Below are 15,883 nucleotides of genomic sequence, written 5' to 3' on the forward strand. Positions count from 1 at the left end.
AAACGCCGGGCGCACTGCATTCGGCGTTTTTTTGTCAGTAAATTCAATTCGATATGATTTAGATATATCGAAGAGCTTGCGTCCCGAAATGAGAAGGCTATCTTTAGATATATCGAAAGACAGTCTTAAGGAGACAATCATGTTTGGACACAGGTTCGATGGCCGCGATCGGTGCGGCGAACGAGGCGCCCGCAAGGGCTTTGAAGAGATGTTCGCAATGCGTGGCGGTCCGTTCGGTCGCAGCTTCGGCGGCCCGGGTCGTGGCGGTCGCGGCGGCCCCCATGGAGGTCCCAATGGCGGACCTGGCGGACGCGGCTTCGGCGATGACGGCGATGGCCGTATCGGCCGCTTCCTGATGCAGGGCGACCTGCGCCTTCTGGTTCTGGCGCTGATCGAGAAGGAACCCCGCCACGGTTACGAGATCATCAAGCATATCGAGGACATGACCTACGGCTTCTATGCTCCGAGCCCGGGCGTCGTCTATCCGACGCTGACCTATCTCGAAGAAGCAGGTTATGTGGTGTCGGAAGCCGACGGCAACAAGAAGCGCTATGCCATCACCGAAGAAGGCAAGGCACATCTGGACGAGAACCGCAGCTTTGCGGCAACCATCCTCGACCGGCTGTCCGAGCTTGCCGAGCGCATCAAGCAGCGGCAGGAAAAGTCCGAAGGCCGCCGTGGCGACCGCGGTCCTGATCTGCCCCGCAGTGTCGATGCGGCACTCCTCAACCTTCGCGAAGTCATCGCCGGCAAGCTTTCGACGGATGAGAAGAAGGCCGGCGATATCGTCAGGCTGCTCCTGCAGGTCGCCGACGATCTCGACGGCAAGGATGGCGAAAGCCAGGACTGAGGCAATTCGCCCAAGCTGCAGTTTCTCCCCCCTTGGCGGGGGAGAATGGAATTTCAGCATCTTAGAGCAGTTCCAGCAAAAGTGCGTCGCGGTTTTGCGTCCCGAACTGTGGCAAATCAGAGGGATAGGGCGATTTCGCGTTTCGAAGAAAAGCGGAATTGCTTGTCTTATGACTATCTGCGCTTCTTTTGAGAAAAAGAAGCGCCGGAGAGGAGGGCCATCCTCTTCCGGCGATGGAGGATGGATCGAGAAATGCCTGGCCGTTTTGGGGCCGAGCTAGAGTGTGATCGCCTCCATCTTTTCCAATCGTCCTGAACGGATACCCGAGCTTTGGGCTCGGATGACAAGCATGGGAGACGGAAAAGATGAGTGAGATTACCATCGGGGCCGATATCTCGAAAGACCATATCGATCTCCATCGGTTGCCAGATGGTGACAGGATGCGCGTCACCAACGACCGCAAGGGATTTGCCGCGATCCTTGGCTGGATCGGCGACACGCCTGTCGCGCGTGTGGTCTATGAGCCGACCGGTGCCTACCACAAGCCTTTCGAACGCTTCATGCTCACCCGTGGCCTGCCACTTTCCAAGGTCAATCCGCGTCAGGCGCGACGGTTTGCCGAGGCAACTGGGAAGCTGGCCAAGACGGATCGCGCGGATGCCGCGATGCTGGCCCAATTCGGCATGGTACTGAACCCGCGTCTCTTATCCCCGTATGCCGTTTCTTTCGCTGAACTCAAGGAATTGCATGCTGCACGTCTGGCGTTGGTGAAGGACAGAACGGCTGCGAAGAACCGGGCCAAGAATATCACTCAGCCGCTCCTCAAAAGGCAGAACCTCGCCCGGCTGAAGCAGATCGAAGCGCAACTCGTCCAGGTCGAGCAGGTCATGACCGACCACATCGCAACGGACGAAAGCCTCAAGGTGCGCTTCGATATCCTTGTTTCCATACCTGGCCTGTCGAGGATCACAGCCTTTACACTTCTCATCGAAATGCCCGAGCTGGGCGAAATCGATGAAAAGGCAGCCGGCAAGCTATCGGGTCTTGCCCCAAACGACAGGCAGTCCGGAGGGTGGACCGGACGCGCCTTCATCGCTGGTGGAAGAGCCATCGTCAGGCAAGCCCTTTACATGCCGGCTCTTGTCGCTATCCGTTTCAACCCGGATCTTAAGGCCAAATACGACGCACTCAGGACAGCAGGAAAGCCGCCCAAAGTCGCAATCACCGCTATCATGCGAAAGCTGGTCGTCCTTGCAAACGCACTCCTGCGCAAACAGCAAATATGGACACCAAAACCGGCTTGATCAAAACGGATACTCTAGCCAAAGGCGAAGTGCTAAAAATTCCAAGAGAGGACTCCGTGCTGCAATGCCCGTGCCCTCCGTCTCCATCGTCCATCAATCCGCAACACAGGTCACCCCGTTCAGATCGCCATACCCGCTTCGGCCAATTCGGACACCTCTGCCCGGTCGATCCGGCACTGGTAGCAATTGTTGCGGGCCGAGCGGACATGCACATAGGCGATGTCGTCGCGGGTCAGCAATTCGGCGGCTCTTGCGGCGATAGAACCCGTCGCCGTCACCGCGCCGCTGCCATAGACTATGCGATCGTCGGCGCCATAGCCGCGCACGATATAGTCGGGGCTATCGAGCATCGGCGGAAGTTCCTCCTCGCAGGCATAGCGGTCGCAGGGTTGCGCATGCAGGAAGATCGGCCCGGTCTCGGCATAGGGCTGCAATGCCGGGAAGGGGCGGTAGGCGACAACCAGCAGGCGTTCGCCGTCTGCGATATCGTTCAGGCAATGCCGGCAGGGATAGCCGCCGCCATCTGAGACCTTCTTCTCGGGCACGTTGCCATAGGCGTCGGCACCACCGTTCCAGAGCGCTTCGGCATCACGGGTCGGCATGGCGGTAAAAAGGATTTTCGACATCTGCATCTCCTTAAGGGTTGGAATACCCCCGTGATGCGGCCAAAACCCGCCTGTCGCCACCCGAAACCTGCGCGATGCGATCTATCCGTCGATTGCCTTGAAAAGGGCGGCATCCGTCATCGGCAGGATCAGGCCCTCTTCGGTGCCGACCGGCGAAAAGCCCATCATCTGATAGAGCTGGATGGCGCGCGGATGATCGAGATTGTTGGTCGTGACGGTGACTTTGGCAGGATTGTCCTGCCAGGCGGAATAAAGCGCCTGCAGCAGGAACCATTTGCCGATGCCGAGCCCCATGGCACGCTCGAACAGGCCGAAATAGGAGAGCTCGACGACATCGTTTTCAAGCTTCGCCAGTTCGAAGAAACCGGCCGGCGCACCGTCGACATAAAGCACGCTGATCGAAACGGTCTTGCTATGGATAACTGCGGCGAGCTCGTCATTGCTCATCTGCAGGCGCTCGTACCATTGCCAGCGCTTGCCGATCTGCCGGTAGAGATAGCGATAGAAATGCAGCGGGATTTCCGGCGTGCGCATGATCGCCGTCTGCACGTTGACCGGCACCGGCAGGCTCGTCCTCGGCGGTGCCGTCATGTCGAGACGGGTGACATGGACCTTCAGCGGGACGGGTTTCTTCGCCATCAAGATCGTTCCGGATCAGCGTGCGCCGGCCGGGCCGGTGACGACAGGAGCCTCGTCCCGCGCACCCCATTCGGTCCACGAACCGTCATAGAGCGCATTATCCTCGTGGCCGAGCGATTCGAGCGCCAGCGTGATGATCGCGGCCGTGATGCCCGATCCGCAGCTGGTGACGATCGGTTGGCCGAAATCGATCCCGGCATCTTCGATCGCCTGGCGCAGTTCCGGCAGGCTCCTGAGCTTGCCGTTGACCGAAAACGTGCCGGACGGCAGGCTGCGGGCACCGGGCATATGGCCGGAGCGCAAGCCGGGCCTCGTCTCCAGTTCGGTCGCCTCGAAACGCCCCTTGCTGCGGGCATCGGCAATCTGCCTCTTGCCGTCGACGACGATCGACAGCATCTCGCGGAAATTGATCACCTTGTCGAGGCGCAGATCCGCCTTGAACATGGCGGCGGACGGGGAGGGAATGTCGGTCTCCAGCGACCGTCCTTCGGCCTTCCACCCGTCCAGCCCACCATCGAGCACGAAGACGTTCTTCGCGCCCATGATGCGGAACAGCCACCAGCCGCGCGGCGCCGAAAAGATGCCGGGGCCGTCATAGACGACGATCCGGTCGTTTTCGCTGATGCCCATCCGGCCGACGGCTTCGGCAAACAGGTTCGGTGCAGGCACCATATGGGGCAGGCCGGTGGAATGGTCGGCGATCTTGTCGTGATCGAAGCGCAGCGCACCGGGAATATGGCCGGCCGCATATTCGGCATCGGCGTTGCGGCCTTGGGCCGGCAGATAGAAGGACGCATCGACGACCTTCAGGTCGGGGGCGCCGAGTTCAGCCTCAAGCCAATCGGACGAAACCACAAAACGGCTTTTCTCGCTCATCGGATGCCTCCCTATGTCATTCGGGCCTGATTGATCGGCCCTGTCTTCAGCCTTCGCTGGCAGGTTCGCCGAACCGGATGCGGAAACGGCGGTTCTCCTTGCCCTTCTTCTCGATCTTGGCGATGTGAATCGCCCCGACCTCGCTTGTGCGTGCCACATGTGTGCCGCCGCAGGGCTGGCTGTCAACGCTGGAATTCTCGCCGATACAGACCAGGCTGACGCGCCCGAGCCCGACCGGTGGACGGACGTTTTTCGACTTGACGATGCCCGGATTGGCGGCAAGTTCTTCGTCGGTGATCCATTGGAGAGTGATCGGGTGATCCGCCTCGACGAGCGCCATCAGCTTGCCCGTCACGTCTTGCCTGTCGATCGTGTCGGTCATGTCGAAATCGACGCGCGATTCCTCCTCGCCGACCGCCGCCCCGGTGATCGGATAGGGGCAGACGACGGAAAGCAGGTGGCAGGCCGTATGCATGCGCATCAGGTTGAAACGGCGCGGCCAGTCGATCGACAGAGTAACCTTCTCGCCGACCACCAGCTGTTCCTGTCCTTCGAGCGGCATATGCACGACGATATCCTTCGTCGCGCCATGCCGGGTCTGGCCGAGCATGATCCGCGTGCCGTCCGCCCGGTCGACATAGCCGGTATCGCCCGGCTGCCCGCCGGATGTGGCGTAAAAGCAGGTGCGGTCGAACTCGACCCCGCCATCCTCGTGCAGGGCGGTCACCACCGCCTCGGTCGAGGCGAGGTAGAAATCGTCACGGTATAGGAGTTCGGAAGGCATGCTGTACTCGCGTATGAAGGTCAGGCCGTTTCGAAGGGAACGGCGATATGCCGCTTCTGCGTCAGCCATGGCGGCACCGGCAGTCCCTTGGACTTCAGGAAATCCGGATTGAACAGCTTGGACTGGTAGCGGTTGCCATAGTCGCAAAGGACCGTGACGACCGTGTGGCCTGGACCAAGATCCCTGGCGAGCCGGATCGCGCCGGCAATATTGATGCCGGACGAGCCGCCGAGGCAGAGCCCCTCGGTTTCGACCAGATCGAATATGTAGGGCAGGGCCTCGGCATCCGGGATCCGATAGGAAAAATCCGGGGTAAAGCCTTCCAGGTTGGCGGTGATGCGCCCCTGGCCTATACCCTCGGTGATCGAATTGCCTTCCGACTTTAGTTCGCCATGGGCATAATATTCGTAGAGTGCCGCACCTTCGGGATCGGCAATGCCGACCTTGATGCCGGGGTTCTTTGCCTTCAGCCCCATGGCCGTGCCGACCAGCGTGCCGCCGGAACCGACCGCGCAGATGAAGCCATCGACCTTGCCGCCGGTCTGTTCGAAGATCTCCGGTGCCGTCGTCTCGATATGCGCCTGACGGTTGGCGACATTGTCGAACTGGTTGGCCCAGATCGCGCCGGCAGGCTCCGTCTTCGCCAACTGCTCGGCCAACCGGCCGGAAACCTTCACATAATTGTTCGGGTTCTTATAGGGAACCGCAGGCACCTCGACCAGCTCGGCGCCGAGCAGCCGCAGCGCGTCCTTCTTTTCCTGGCTCTGCGTCTCGGGAATGACGATGACGGTGCGATAGCCGAGTGCCTTGGCCACCAGTGTCAGGCCGATGCCGGTATTGCCGGCCGTGCCCTCGACGATCACGCCGCCCGGCTTCAACAGCCCCTTGCGTTCGGCATCGCGGATGATGAACAGGGCGGCCCTGTCCTTCACCGACTGGCCGGGATTGAGGAATTCCGCCTTGCCGAGGATCTCGCAGCCGGTGGCCTCCGAAGCGGCTTTCAGCCGGATCAGGGGAGTGTTGCCGATGATGTCGATGACATTGGGATAGGAGGTCATGAAAACGGGCCTTTTTGCCAGATTTAAGCTGCGTCTTTTCCATGGACAAGCTTGCGCCGCAAGAAAATCCGTTCCCCATCCTTATTTCTCCGGGAAATCCTGTGCCGCGATTGTGAACGAAACATGCCGCTTCGCCGCGTGACAAAGGCGTACCCGTGAAAACTACCATCTTTACGTTGTGGAATCTCGCCGCTAGATTTGACGATAGATATGTTACTGAACTTAGAACGGCTCGATCTTTTGGTTGCCCACTATGTGGCCGGTTGCCTTCCGGAACCGGCGCATATCCTTGTGGGCTCTCATCTGGAGATGCAGCCGTCTTCGGCCAGACTGGCCGATAGGCTGGACGATCTCGCGGGCCATGCACTCGATACGGCTTCTCCCAGTACGATTTCTTCTGCCGATGAACGATTAAAGGCAATATTCGAGTCGCCAAGGAGCGAATCGAATACCGCGGCCTCGGCAGGCGATAATCCGACATTGCCGCATTTCCTGCGCTCCTATGCCGGCGCGGATCTCGATCATGTGCCGTGGAAGACCAAGCTGCCCGGCCTCAAGCAGCACGTGATCGAAAAGAACGCTGGAATGGAAGCGAGCCTTCTATGGGCAAGGCCCGGCCGCGCACTGCCGCATCACCGTCATAAGGGGCTGGAGTTGACGCTTGTGCTTCAGGGCGAGTTCCGCGACCATAGGGGTGCCTTCAACGAAGGCGATGTCTCCGTCGCCGATGAAACCATCGTTCATCGCCCGGTCGCAAGCATCGACAGGCCGTGCCTGTGCTTTTCGGTTCTTCTGGCGCCTATCGCCCTGAGCGGGCCCGCCTTCCGGGTCGCTGCCGATATTCTTGGTCTCTGAGAGTTAAACCGCCCCGACCGATCCAGCGGATGCGTTCGGGGCGATGATGAGATGAATTGCTGTAGTCAGATCATGGTGTGCATGGTGCTTCCGTCAATTGACGTGCATCTGCGCTTCGCTGACGGCCTGCTCGAATTGCTGTCTGGCTTCCTCGGGCGTCTTTCGCCCATCGAGTGCGGCCCGGCAGACGCTGCGGGCCTTGACGAAATGCGGCCCTTTGAGTTCCGGCCATCGGTCAGCCAGAACCGCCAGTGCTTCGGACGGACCGCTGACAGCCTCCGTGCCGAGATTTCCGAATGTGACCTGTACAGGCTTTTGCCAATGTGCATGCGGCATGAACCATCCTCCCAGTGATCAGCCTTATTTACGCCGCGAGCTTACACCTCAAGGTGTTACCGCGCCATGAAATCTTTGGTGTCGCTGCCGGAGTGCCCCGTGGCATCCTGACGCTTGTCGCGGCCCTCGTCGCGGCTATTGCCCGATCCGTCCGCCGAAGCGGATGTCCGGTCACGCCGTTTTGCCCACCACACGACGATGCGCCGACGCCTGCGGCGGACAAATGCGATGTCGTTCGATAGGACGACGAATCCGAGCGGCAGCATCCAGAAGCCGAGAACGGGCAAAAAGCCGAGCGCTCCACCCACCATCAGCGCCGAGCCGATGCCGATGCGACCGGCCTTCGAACGCGGCATCGGAATCTGCCACGGACCGAGATGAAGCCTGCCGCTCTGCGCATCCATGCCGAAACGCCTGTTTTGTCGGGTTTTGACCATCCGGTCGGGCATCCTCCAATGGGTATTTCCTACCTGCCAGATGGGGAAGGGCTGGGGATTAAACAAGGAAGTTTGATTTTTTTCGAAAAAACCGCTTGGCAAATCGGCAAAGCATGCGTATTACCCGCCGCACACGCCGCGACGCGGTGTTCCCTGGTAGCTCAGCGGTAGAGCATTCGACTGTTAATCGACAGGTCGCCGGTTCGAATCCGGCCCGGGGAGCCAAATTCAAGTAATAAGTGCCTGTTTTCGTTGACTACGTTCCGATAGCAGGCACTTTTACTTTCTCTCCTCTTTATATCGAATGACACTGTGACGGATACTATTCTGTCTCCTGCGCGCGCGCCGAGCCTTGCTTGCGGTTTCTCGATCACCCTTCAAATCAGAATGTAGCGAAAGCGCCTGCAATGTGATCTCGGCGCTGCGATTTTATGTCGCTCATGCGAAATGAAGGGTTTATGCGTGGGGCGATTGCGTAGTGCCTAAACTATGCAAATGCGGAGACCATAATGTTTACGAAACCTATTAGCGAAAAAGAATTTGTCACGGCGATGGCTGGTATCGAAGGCGCCCACCTCGATATCTCGGCCTCGCATTTCACCCATGGAAAGACCGTAAGACTGTTTGCGCTCCGTTCGGACCCCGCGCATCATGCCGTCGAGCCCTTCTCGCGGCCTCAGTTGGTAAAATCCATCGAACACCTTCTCCAGGTTCCCGAGGCTAGCCCCGAGGCTGGCAAGGTGTCGATCTACGATATCGATCACGGTCGGCCGATGTATCTGAATGATCTTGCCAGCAAGTTCCCGTCGCTGACCGTCTATGTGGGAAGATCAGGCAAGAAGGCGTTCGCCATCGTCAAGACGGCTGACCGCACCAGTGTCGACGCAGAAAATTTCTGGCGCGACTATCATGGCCACGACAAGCTGCCCAGCGGCACGGCCTAAAGCCTTGTCAGGCTCGCTGTCTGCCCTTTGCCGAGCCTGAACAGCCAAACCAGCCGTCATATTCGCTGAGCTTGACCATCGCTGGTGAAAAGGCGCCGGTGGCGTGCGACTGCCCGAATGCGCCGGGCCGTCGCCACCAGCGCTTTTTCGGCCGCCGTATAGGGCGGCGCCCCACAAGCCGTGCCTGCGCGTGGGCATTGTGATCCCCAACTCGCCCGTCCCCTTGTTTCCTTGATCGCGTGTGGTCCCAGTTCCGGCTGGCACTTGACATTCTTAATCAAAAATAGAACATATAGGGAACAAGATGGAGGTGCAGATGAAGCGTGCCGATGAAGTCGCAGAACGTGCTCTTGCCCTGGTGGCGGCATCCCGTGCCTTGCGGGAACGTCAGGATCGGCAGCGCCGTGAAATTTACGAGCGGGTGCAGATCGCAACGCTGCGCAGGCCGAATATCCCCAAGGGCATCCAGTTGAGGCTGAACCTTCAGTGATGAACGAGGTTCTGTTCAGCTGAAAAAGCTGGCGAGACCCTGTCCGGCGCTGAAAGCCGCATAGGCCAGTGCAGCGAAATAGACGATGGTGATGACGTTGAAGACATGTCCGCCAAGCACGATTGCGCCGTCACGCTGAAGAATGCCTGCCGCAAGCAGGAGGATGGCGATACCCGGCAGGGTGTTGGAGAACGGGATAAGGCCGAGGGGAAACATCAGCAATATGCCCGCAAGCGTGATGGCGAGCCCGTTCAGCCGGTTGATTGCCGTGCCTGTCGTGAACGCCGTCATGCGCGGCTTGAGATAGCGATCGAGACGCGACACCAGGCTCGCGCCCTTTTGCAGCGCCGGCAGCAGCTTTTCCGTATCCAGCGGCCGGTCGAGTATCCTGCGCGGCAGCCATGGCATGCGGTTGAGCGTGATCGCGATGCTGATCAGGATAATGGCCGCGCCGAAGACCGTGCTGACGCCGGGAATGGATACGGGAATGAGAAAGGGCAGGGCAGCCACTGCGCAGACGAGGAGCAATCCCTGCTCCCCGATGCGATGCATCAACTGCCGCAAGGTGACGCTCGGGCCGTGGATATTGCCGATCAGCTGTCTCAGCGTCTCGCTGAGCGACGCACTGGTATCCTGAAACTCCGGCCCATACTGCAAGATCGTTCTCCATGTTGCCCTGGAAGGTCACACGGATAACAGTATTGGCGCATGCCGGAAAGTCGCAGATGATACCCTTGCGGGAAAATGGCCCTTAAATTCCGGGAAATCTGAGAAATTTCTACTTATGGTGCGTCTCGAGCCAGCGGTCATAGAGACCGCACGCGATGACTGCGGCGAGTATGATAAGCACGAACGGATTGAGGGTGGTAAAGAACTCCAGATAATGCATCTCGGTCTCCTCCTTATGCACTGCTGTAGCCGGTCTCTCCCTGACCGACATGGCGGCATTATATCACCGGCACGAGGTGGATGCAAAACGGTCCAATCGGGAGGCAAGCACACGAGGTGTGGCGCTACCGAAAGACGTCCGGAGTTCTGATGTCGGGGGCGGGCGTGCCGGTCAGAAAAGTGCGACCACCACATGCAGGACGTAGAGTATGCTGGACAGCGACAGGATTGCTGCAAACGCGGCGAACGCGTCGGAAAAGGTCAACTTCATGTCGATCATCGCCGTCATGGCGATCCTCTGAAAAAGGTTTTGACGGCAACATCGCCGCTATCGACATGAGTAGGGCGTCCCGTTTAACGAAACGCCCAATGGAAATCATGAATGGCCGGTTAATGTGGTGTGCTAGATTTGGCTGCTGCTTTCAGCCGAGCATCTTGGCCTCAATGCTAGCCAGAACGAAGGTTTCTCTCACTGCGTCGAGAGGCATTTTCCTCTGCAGCGATGCTGCGCAGTCCTTCAGTGCCTTCACGTAATAAACACCTTCACGCACGGGCCATCGCCAGTTCAGGTAATCCAGCGCCTCCTGCGGCCCTCTGATCGTTTCGGGATGGCCGTAACCTACACGGACCCGCACGGGTTCCGACCAGATGATCTGGTCCTCGGTTTGTCTGTCAATCATTCTTGCACCTTCATTCGCGGCGCTAGGAACGGGCGAAGCCGGCCTTGGTTCCTTCTATCGGTAAAAAAATGCAGGCGATGCCGAAAAGGTGACGGACCGATGCGGCTGTCTTGCCGTGAGGGCTACCCGCGTCTGCCATCTCCTGCGCCAAGGTGGCGGAGGAGATGCCCGCGTCGACGGAAGCCTCGATTGGAGGCCGCGCGAGTATGCTGCTGCTATGTTTCCTGCTGGATCCGATGGTTGAGTGCCTCCGCCACGGCCAGCAGAAATTCCTTCCGGCGCCCATCCAGCGTCATCTCGGCATCAAGGGTAAGCGGTTCGCGGATGCGCTCCATGAACCCCGAATGGTCGTAGCGGTCCGAAGCGACATTCACCTCGACCTCATCCATGAAATGGGCAAGCAGAGGTGTCAGGGAAAGGTTCGCATCCTTCTGATACTGGATGGCCATCTGCTGAGCGAGTTTGCGCATCTGCACATAGGGACCGAACGTGGCGCTCATCTAGAACTCCTGGGTGACGGGCGTGAACGACTTAGATAGGTGCTGCCCGTCAGAAGACGATGGGTGGCAGGCAGGAATGGCGGCGAAAGTATCGTTCATGACCAGACATCGCGGCTCTGTCTGCCGGTAAATTGCCTTGCCATCCGGCTGCCGGATCGCGATGCCAAACTGAAGCGGCCTTTTTCTCAGAGGCGGGGATGGTCGAAGCCGTCAGGATGCACCAAAGGTTGTTTAAAATTGCGTTAATTGGACCGGTATGGCTATCGAAAGCACATAATTACTATTTTTGGTTTGCCTTATGAGCCTGCGGCAGTTAGTCCTCATGTGCTGGAACTCGTTCCAGTCGAATGGGTTTTTATCTCCAATCAAAGACCCTCACGAGGCGGGCTGGCCAGTCACCATGCCCGCCTCATTTTTTTGTCGGGGCTTCGAGAACCCGATCGGCGACAAAATATTACAATTTTGTTTTGGACACTGGCTCGGGCGCGTGTTCTACCCGGCGCAGGGAAATTCTGACCTCCAATCAAAATCCCTCGCTAGCCCCTTGGAAACCAGCCAAGGGGCTTTTGCATCCTATTAAATTGCACCCATCGTCCCCAACGGGTGTAATGAAGCGGGCGGGTCCTCCCAACGAGATGCTCTGCCCGCTTCGCAAGATATCAGGGCGGTCGAGGTGCCTGAGCGTCCCCGCGGATTGGAGTTGCCGCTGAGTCTTGCCGCAAGCGCAACTTTTTCAGCCGGGACATCCGCCTTTCAACCATTTGATCGAAACTTTGGCTGCCGACGCTGATGGTCGGGCTTGATGAGGCCGGCCTGCTGTCTGAGATGGACATGACACGCCTGACCGAGGGCTATCGAACATCACGGGAATTGGATGCCGCCACGACGTCATCCTGAGTTCGTCAGCCGATTCGCCCCGGGAAGGGGTAAATATATTGATTTATATGTGGAAAATTTGGAGGCCTCGCCCGGAATTGAACCGGGGTGCAAGGATTTGCAGTCCTCTGCGTCACCACTCCGCCACGAGGCCTTCCGTGCAGTTCACTGCGGTGTGTGGAGGCGCATTTAGAACGAATCGAATGGCGGCGCAAGCGGTTAGATCGCCAACAGGCGGATTTTTCTTGCCGCATCCACTGCCGCGAAAAAATCACGCTGCTGTCAAAGAGAGGTCGTTCGCCATGGTTAATTTTTAACTTCTTTCCACCAACGTGGAACTGAAAGGCGCGGCCAGCGCTTTAAGCGTCGCAATACCGTGAATGGAGGTTCGGACCCATGCTCAGCAAATTCGTCAACGCCCTTCGCCCATCCCTCGTAGACATCGATGGAACCGGTACCTATCCCGATGGTCTTTTTGCCGCGGCTTTGGCCCGCCAGGCCGATCTTGATGCAAGCGGCAGCCTCCGTGCCTCCTATGGGCAGGACTATCAGGTGGCGCGCAAATCCAACGAGCCGCCGCGCCCTCACTCCTGAGCGGCTTTTCTTCTCAACTGTCGCCTGAGGCGTGCATGCGTTGCGTTCCATGTCGTGATCGTAACGCTGCCTCAATAGAAAAGGGCCGCCGCGATGCGGCAGCCCTCTCAAAGGTCTGAAGTCTATTTCTCAGAGTGCCTGGAGAAGTGCCTGCGTCGGCCAGCCGTCTGCGGGCATGCCGAGGCGCACCTGCTCTGCCTGAATGGCCTGACGGGTGCCGGAGCCGAGAATGCCGTCGATCTTGCCGACGTCGTGCCCATGGGCATCGAGCTTTTCCTGCAACTGCTTCATCGCATCGACATCGAGGCCCGGTTCCGGGTTGCCCTTCTGGTAGGGCGGCGCACCGGAAAGGCGGGTGGCGAAATAGGCAGCCGAGGTCGTGTATATGAACGACTGGTTCCACTGCAGATAGATGTTGAAATTCGGATAGGTCAGGAAGGCCGGTCCATGGCGGCCCTGCGGCAGGATGAGCGCTGCCTTGAGGTTGCCGAAGCTGGTATTGCCGTCACGCGGCGTCACGCCGTAGGAAAACCACTGGCTCGCCGGAATTTCATTGCCGAGACCGGATTTTTCGAAAGGCAGGTTTTCCGGCAGCGTTACTTCCTGAATCCATGGCTGGCCCTTCTGGAAGCCCATGCTCTGGATGAACTTTGCCGCGGTCAGGATGGCGTCCGGCGCGCTGCCCTTGACGTCGATATGGCCGCTATTGTCGCCGTCGACGCCATAGGCGATGATGTCTTCCGGCAGCATCTGCACCTGACCGACTTCGCCGGCCCATGCGCCGGTATTGGTCGCAGGGTTGAGGTCGCCATGCTGCACCATCTCGATCAGCGCAATCAGCTGCGGCCGGAAAAGCTCCGGGCGGCGGCAGTCATGCGCCATGGTGACCAGCGCGTTGCGGGTGTTGAAATCGCCCTGCACGGCGCCGAAATCGGTCTCCATAGCCCAGAAGGCGGTGACCACGCCGGCGGGAACGCCGAACTCGTTCTCGGCGCGGGCAAACACATCGGCATACTGCTTCAGCTTCTGGCGGCCGATGTCGAGCCGGGCCTGGCTGACGGTGCGCTGTGAGAATTCGAGGAATGTCTGGCGAAACACACCCTGCGCACGGTCGCGGGCGAGCACTTTCGGGTCGATCTGGGCGCCTGCGAGCGCCTCGTCTGCCGCGCTCGCCGGAATGCCCTTGGCAATGGCCTCCTGCTTTACGCCATCCAGAAAGGCCGAAAGGTCGCCACCGCAAGGCGCTGCGGGGGCTGCCGCCGGCTGAGCTGCCGGGGCGGTAGCCGGCGTCTGTGCGAAGACTGGGGCAGGGGTGGCCATGCCCCCGGCGATAAGGGCTGCGATGGCAAGGTGGCGGCGGTCGAGGAATGGCATGGGCGATCCTGAGGTGATCTGGCGACGATCTTTGCGTGATGAAACTGCACGATGTCGATTGGAGTGAGCAATAGCCCGCGTTCTCCGGTCCGCCTTTGGCTTTCAGGAAAAATCGCGGCTGGCGGCTATTTAGCGCACTCTACCTGACTTTGCCAGCGTCGGAACTCGCCACGACCTGCTGGTTTGCCGCAGCGACCCAGCTGTTCCAGTCCTTGGTGGAGCCCGAGAATACGTTGAGGTCCGTCTCGCCCTTGATGCCCGGCACGATGCCGGTTCCCGTATATTGCCAGAAGGCCCATTTGCGGTCGGGATAGATCTGCGACGGATGGGCGGCCACCGATCTCAGCCAGAACTGATGGTCCTTGAAGGCGCCGACCAGATTGTCGCGATGGAAATCGACCGATGTATAGATGATCGGCTTCTTGCCATAATAGGCCTCGAGCCGGGCCATGAAGCGGCCCATCACGTCGCGAACAGTCGCCGCATCGGGTTTCAGCTGGCAGGTCGGCGAGGCATGATTCCATTCCATATCGACGACCGGGGGCAGCATGTTCGCCTCCTTCGGCACATTGGCGATGAACCAGTCGGCCTGTTCTTCCGGCGTCGAGCAGAAATAGTAGAAGTGATAGGCGGCATGCGGAATGCCGGCGGCCGCGGCGTTGCGCCAATTGGTCTCGAAGGCCGAATCGATCCGGTCCTTGCCCTCGGTGCCCTTGAGAAAAACGAAGGCGACGCCGGATTTCTTCACCGTCTGCCAGTCGATGTCCGTGCCGTTCCACTTCGACAGGTCGATGCCATGAACCTGGTGCCGGCCCGGATTGTCCCGGCCGAAATCCTGCGGATCGCTGTCACGGAACTTGGTATGGCCGATCGATCCCGTATCCATCAGGTCATAGCTCGTCGACGTGCAGCCCGATGCCAGAAGGGTCGTTGCAATGAGGACGGGCGCGACGAGGGCCAGGAGAATACGGGGCATGAAGGGTCCGGTGTGATGTCGGCAGCAGCGATTTGAATATCCTGTTTACCATAACGCCGTAAAGAATGCGTTAGAGCAGGTCGGTACCGTCATCGCAACCTTGCCGCATCGGCCCCGAGAGTCGGGGCCGTTCTCGTCATCCCGGTCTGCGGATGACCGCATGCCACGCATAGCCGCGGCCGATGTCCTCGAACATCATCTGCGCCCTGGCCGCCTCGCTCTGGCCTTCCAGCACCATGCGAAGATTGCTTCGCGGCGTCACGTGGAAGCGGGCAAGCCAGGCCTGCAGCATGCTGCGGAACCACGCCGGCAGCCCTTCCTGCTGGCCGAAATCGACGATATGCAGCGAACCGCCCGGCTTCAGGGTCGCAAGCGATGCGGCGATTGCCTGTTCCCAGCCGGGGATCATCGACAGGGCATAGGGGATCATCACCCGGTCGAAACCATCCGTGCCGAAGTCGCCGGCGCGAAAGGCGGTGGCATCCGCCACGACGAGCGTCGGCATGGTTCCCTTGTCTGCCTTGCCGGCAAACTTGGCCCGTGCCGTCTGCAGCATCTCCTGCGAGATGTCGAGCCCGTAGAGCTTGGCGGCCGGATAAAGCCGCCGGGCGAGCATCAGGTTGCGGCCCGTGCCGCAGCCGACTTCGAGAATGCTCGCACCCGCCGGGGCATCGAGCCCGGCAATCATCCGGTTACGGCCGAAAAGATAGTATTTGCGGGTGAGGTCGTAGATGTGCCGCTGGTAGCGGTACATACGATCCATATCGGCCGCGTGGCCGCCCGAGGCGGTGCCGGC

At 59.6% G+C, this 15,883-nt stretch carries 18 protein-coding genes, 2 tRNA genes and 1 pseudogene; 7 read left to right on the plus strand and 14 right to left on the minus strand.

Annotated elements, in window-relative coordinates:
- Positions 1–139 precede the first annotated feature (139 nt).
- Complete coding sequence (locus tag NCHU2750_RS07300) at positions 140–850, plus strand: PadR family transcriptional regulator (RefSeq protein WP_119939838.1); 711 nt, start codon at positions 140–142, stop codon at positions 848–850.
- 365 nt (positions 851–1,215) lie between these two features.
- Positions 1,216–2,154, plus strand: coding sequence for an IS110 family transposase (locus NCHU2750_RS07305; protein WP_119939839.1), 939 nt, complete (start codon positions 1,216–1,218; stop codon positions 2,152–2,154).
- A gap of 119 nt (positions 2,155–2,273) precedes the next feature.
- Here NCHU2750_RS07305 and NCHU2750_RS07310 read toward each other — a convergent pair whose 3' ends face one another.
- From NCHU2750_RS07310 to NCHU2750_RS07330, 5 genes are all read right to left on the minus strand, one after another.
- Positions 2,274–2,780, minus strand: a complete 507-nt coding sequence (locus tag NCHU2750_RS07310; protein WP_119939840.1) for a DUF1203 domain-containing protein — start codon at positions 2,778–2,780, stop codon at positions 2,274–2,276.
- A gap of 81 nt (positions 2,781–2,861) precedes the next feature.
- Positions 2,862–3,419: a GNAT family N-acetyltransferase gene (locus tag NCHU2750_RS07315; protein WP_119939841.1), complete on the minus strand. Its 558-nt coding sequence runs from the start codon at positions 3,417–3,419 to the stop codon at positions 2,862–2,864.
- A 15-nt stretch (positions 3,420–3,434) separates the two neighbouring features.
- Entirely contained in the window at positions 3,435–4,295 is an 861-nt protein-coding gene (gene sseA / locus NCHU2750_RS07320; protein WP_119939842.1) for a 3-mercaptopyruvate sulfurtransferase, read from the minus strand.
- A gap of 46 nt (positions 4,296–4,341) precedes the next feature.
- Complete coding sequence (locus NCHU2750_RS07325) at positions 4,342–5,079, minus strand: alanyl-tRNA editing protein (RefSeq protein WP_119939843.1); 738 nt, start codon at positions 5,077–5,079, stop codon at positions 4,342–4,344.
- A 20-nt stretch (positions 5,080–5,099) separates the two neighbouring features.
- Positions 5,100–6,137: a cysteine synthase A gene (locus NCHU2750_RS07330; RefSeq protein ID WP_119939844.1), complete on the minus strand. Its 1,038-nt coding sequence runs from the start codon at positions 6,135–6,137 to the stop codon at positions 5,100–5,102.
- Between the two features lie 210 nt (positions 6,138–6,347).
- Here NCHU2750_RS07330 and NCHU2750_RS07335 point away from each other — a divergent pair, with 210 nt between their 5' ends.
- On the plus strand, positions 6,348–6,992 hold the full coding sequence (locus NCHU2750_RS07335; RefSeq protein ID WP_119939845.1) for a ChrR family anti-sigma-E factor: 645 nt from the start codon (positions 6,348–6,350) through the stop codon (positions 6,990–6,992).
- Positions 6,993–7,085: 93 nt separating this feature from the next.
- Here the strand turns inward: NCHU2750_RS07335 and NCHU2750_RS07340 are convergent, their stop codons facing one another.
- Together NCHU2750_RS07340 and NCHU2750_RS07345 are read right to left on the minus strand one after the other, a co-directional pair.
- Positions 7,086–7,328, minus strand: a complete 243-nt coding sequence (locus NCHU2750_RS07340; RefSeq protein ID WP_119939846.1) for a DUF982 domain-containing protein — start codon at positions 7,326–7,328, stop codon at positions 7,086–7,088.
- A gap of 167 nt (positions 7,329–7,495) precedes the next feature.
- Positions 7,496–7,732: pseudogene (locus NCHU2750_RS07345) on the minus strand (hypothetical protein); the annotation flags it as partial.
- Positions 7,733–7,915: 183 nt separating this feature from the next.
- Between NCHU2750_RS07345 and NCHU2750_RS07350 the strand changes: the two are divergent.
- From NCHU2750_RS07350 to NCHU2750_RS07360, 3 genes are all read left to right on the plus strand, one after another.
- Positions 7,916–7,990, plus strand: a tRNA-Asn gene (locus NCHU2750_RS07350).
- A 284-nt stretch (positions 7,991–8,274) separates the two neighbouring features.
- Positions 8,275–8,709 (plus strand): hypothetical protein, encoded by a 435-nt coding sequence (locus NCHU2750_RS07355; RefSeq protein ID WP_119939847.1) that lies wholly within the window; start codon positions 8,275–8,277, stop codon positions 8,707–8,709.
- A 316-nt stretch (positions 8,710–9,025) separates the two neighbouring features.
- Positions 9,026–9,199 (plus strand): hypothetical protein, encoded by a 174-nt coding sequence (locus NCHU2750_RS07360; RefSeq protein ID WP_162939527.1) that lies wholly within the window; start codon positions 9,026–9,028, stop codon positions 9,197–9,199.
- A gap of 15 nt (positions 9,200–9,214) precedes the next feature.
- Here the strand turns inward: NCHU2750_RS07360 and NCHU2750_RS07365 are convergent, their stop codons facing one another.
- The 4 genes from NCHU2750_RS07365 to NCHU2750_RS07380 form a co-directional block, all read right to left on the minus strand.
- Complete coding sequence (locus NCHU2750_RS07365; protein ID WP_119939849.1) at positions 9,215–9,856, minus strand: exopolysaccharide biosynthesis protein; 642 nt, start codon at positions 9,854–9,856, stop codon at positions 9,215–9,217.
- 653 nt (positions 9,857–10,509) lie between these two features.
- Positions 10,510–10,767, minus strand: coding sequence for a DUF982 domain-containing protein (locus tag NCHU2750_RS07370; protein WP_119939850.1), 258 nt, complete (start codon positions 10,765–10,767; stop codon positions 10,510–10,512).
- Positions 10,768–10,982: 215 nt separating this feature from the next.
- On the minus strand, positions 10,983–11,267 hold the full coding sequence (locus tag NCHU2750_RS07375) for a hypothetical protein (RefSeq protein WP_119939851.1): 285 nt from the start codon (positions 11,265–11,267) through the stop codon (positions 10,983–10,985).
- A 956-nt stretch (positions 11,268–12,223) separates the two neighbouring features.
- Positions 12,224–12,297 (minus strand) — tRNA-Cys (locus NCHU2750_RS07380).
- 242 nt (positions 12,298–12,539) lie between these two features.
- On the opposite strand from NCHU2750_RS07380, the gene NCHU2750_RS07385 reads away from it, so the two are divergent.
- Positions 12,540–12,737, plus strand: a complete 198-nt coding sequence (locus NCHU2750_RS07385) for a hypothetical protein (protein WP_119939852.1) — start codon at positions 12,540–12,542, stop codon at positions 12,735–12,737.
- Between the two features lie 129 nt (positions 12,738–12,866).
- Here the strand turns inward: NCHU2750_RS07385 and NCHU2750_RS07390 are convergent, their stop codons facing one another.
- The 3 genes from NCHU2750_RS07390 to NCHU2750_RS07400 form a co-directional block, all read right to left on the minus strand.
- A complete protein-coding gene (locus NCHU2750_RS07390) occupies positions 12,867–14,057 on the minus strand; it encodes a lytic murein transglycosylase (protein WP_119943071.1) in 1,191 nt (396 codons plus the stop codon).
- Between the two features lie 193 nt (positions 14,058–14,250).
- Positions 14,251–15,087 (minus strand): glycoside hydrolase family 25 protein, encoded by an 837-nt coding sequence (locus tag NCHU2750_RS07395; RefSeq protein WP_119939853.1) that lies wholly within the window; start codon positions 15,085–15,087, stop codon positions 14,251–14,253.
- Positions 15,088–15,223: 136 nt separating this feature from the next.
- Positions 15,224–15,850 (minus strand): class I SAM-dependent methyltransferase, encoded by a 627-nt coding sequence (locus tag NCHU2750_RS07400; protein WP_119943073.1) that lies wholly within the window; start codon positions 15,848–15,850, stop codon positions 15,224–15,226.
- Between the last annotated feature and the right edge of the window lie 33 nt (positions 15,851–15,883).

The sequence above is a fragment of the Neorhizobium sp. NCHU2750 genome (genome assembly GCF_003597675.1).
GTDB lineage: Bacteria > Pseudomonadota > Alphaproteobacteria > Rhizobiales > Rhizobiaceae > Neorhizobium.

Coding starts and splice junctions, on each gene's coding strand:
- NCHU2750_RS07400 (WP_119943073.1), bottom strand. CDS start 15,850: ATGGATCGTATGTACCGCTACCAGCGGCACATCTACGACCTCACCCGC.
- NCHU2750_RS07340 (WP_119939846.1), bottom strand. CDS start 7,328: ATGCCGCATGCACATTGGCAAAAGCCTGTACAGGTCACATTCGGAAAT.
- NCHU2750_RS07360 (WP_162939527.1), top strand. CDS start 9,026: ATGAAGCGTGCCGATGAAGTCGCAGAACGTGCTCTTGCCCTGGTGGCG.
- NCHU2750_RS07330 (WP_119939844.1), bottom strand. CDS start 6,137: ATGACCTCCTATCCCAATGTCATCGACATCATCGGCAACACTCCCCTG.
- NCHU2750_RS07390 (WP_119943071.1), bottom strand. CDS start 14,057: ATGGCCACCCCTGCCCCAGTCTTCGCACAGACGCCGGCTACCGCCCCG.
- sseA (WP_119939842.1), bottom strand. CDS start 4,295: ATGAGCGAGAAAAGCCGTTTTGTGGTTTCGTCCGATTGGCTTGAGGCT.
- NCHU2750_RS07305 (WP_119939839.1), top strand. CDS start 1,216: ATGAGTGAGATTACCATCGGGGCCGATATCTCGAAAGACCATATCGAT.
- NCHU2750_RS07375 (WP_119939851.1), bottom strand. CDS start 11,267: ATGAGCGCCACGTTCGGTCCCTATGTGCAGATGCGCAAACTCGCTCAG.
- NCHU2750_RS07385 (WP_119939852.1), top strand. CDS start 12,540: ATGCTCAGCAAATTCGTCAACGCCCTTCGCCCATCCCTCGTAGACATC.
- NCHU2750_RS07315 (WP_119939841.1), bottom strand. CDS start 3,419: ATGGCGAAGAAACCCGTCCCGCTGAAGGTCCATGTCACCCGTCTCGAC.
- NCHU2750_RS07300 (WP_119939838.1), top strand. CDS start 140: ATGTTTGGACACAGGTTCGATGGCCGCGATCGGTGCGGCGAACGAGGC.
- NCHU2750_RS07310 (WP_119939840.1), bottom strand. CDS start 2,780: ATGTCGAAAATCCTTTTTACCGCCATGCCGACCCGTGATGCCGAAGCG.
- NCHU2750_RS07335 (WP_119939845.1), top strand. CDS start 6,348: ATGTTACTGAACTTAGAACGGCTCGATCTTTTGGTTGCCCACTATGTG.
- NCHU2750_RS07325 (WP_119939843.1), bottom strand. CDS start 5,079: ATGCCTTCCGAACTCCTATACCGTGACGATTTCTACCTCGCCTCGACC.
- NCHU2750_RS07395 (WP_119939853.1), bottom strand. CDS start 15,087: ATGCCCCGTATTCTCCTGGCCCTCGTCGCGCCCGTCCTCATTGCAACG.
- NCHU2750_RS07355 (WP_119939847.1), top strand. CDS start 8,275: ATGTTTACGAAACCTATTAGCGAAAAAGAATTTGTCACGGCGATGGCT.
- NCHU2750_RS07370 (WP_119939850.1), bottom strand. CDS start 10,767: ATGATTGACAGACAAACCGAGGACCAGATCATCTGGTCGGAACCCGTG.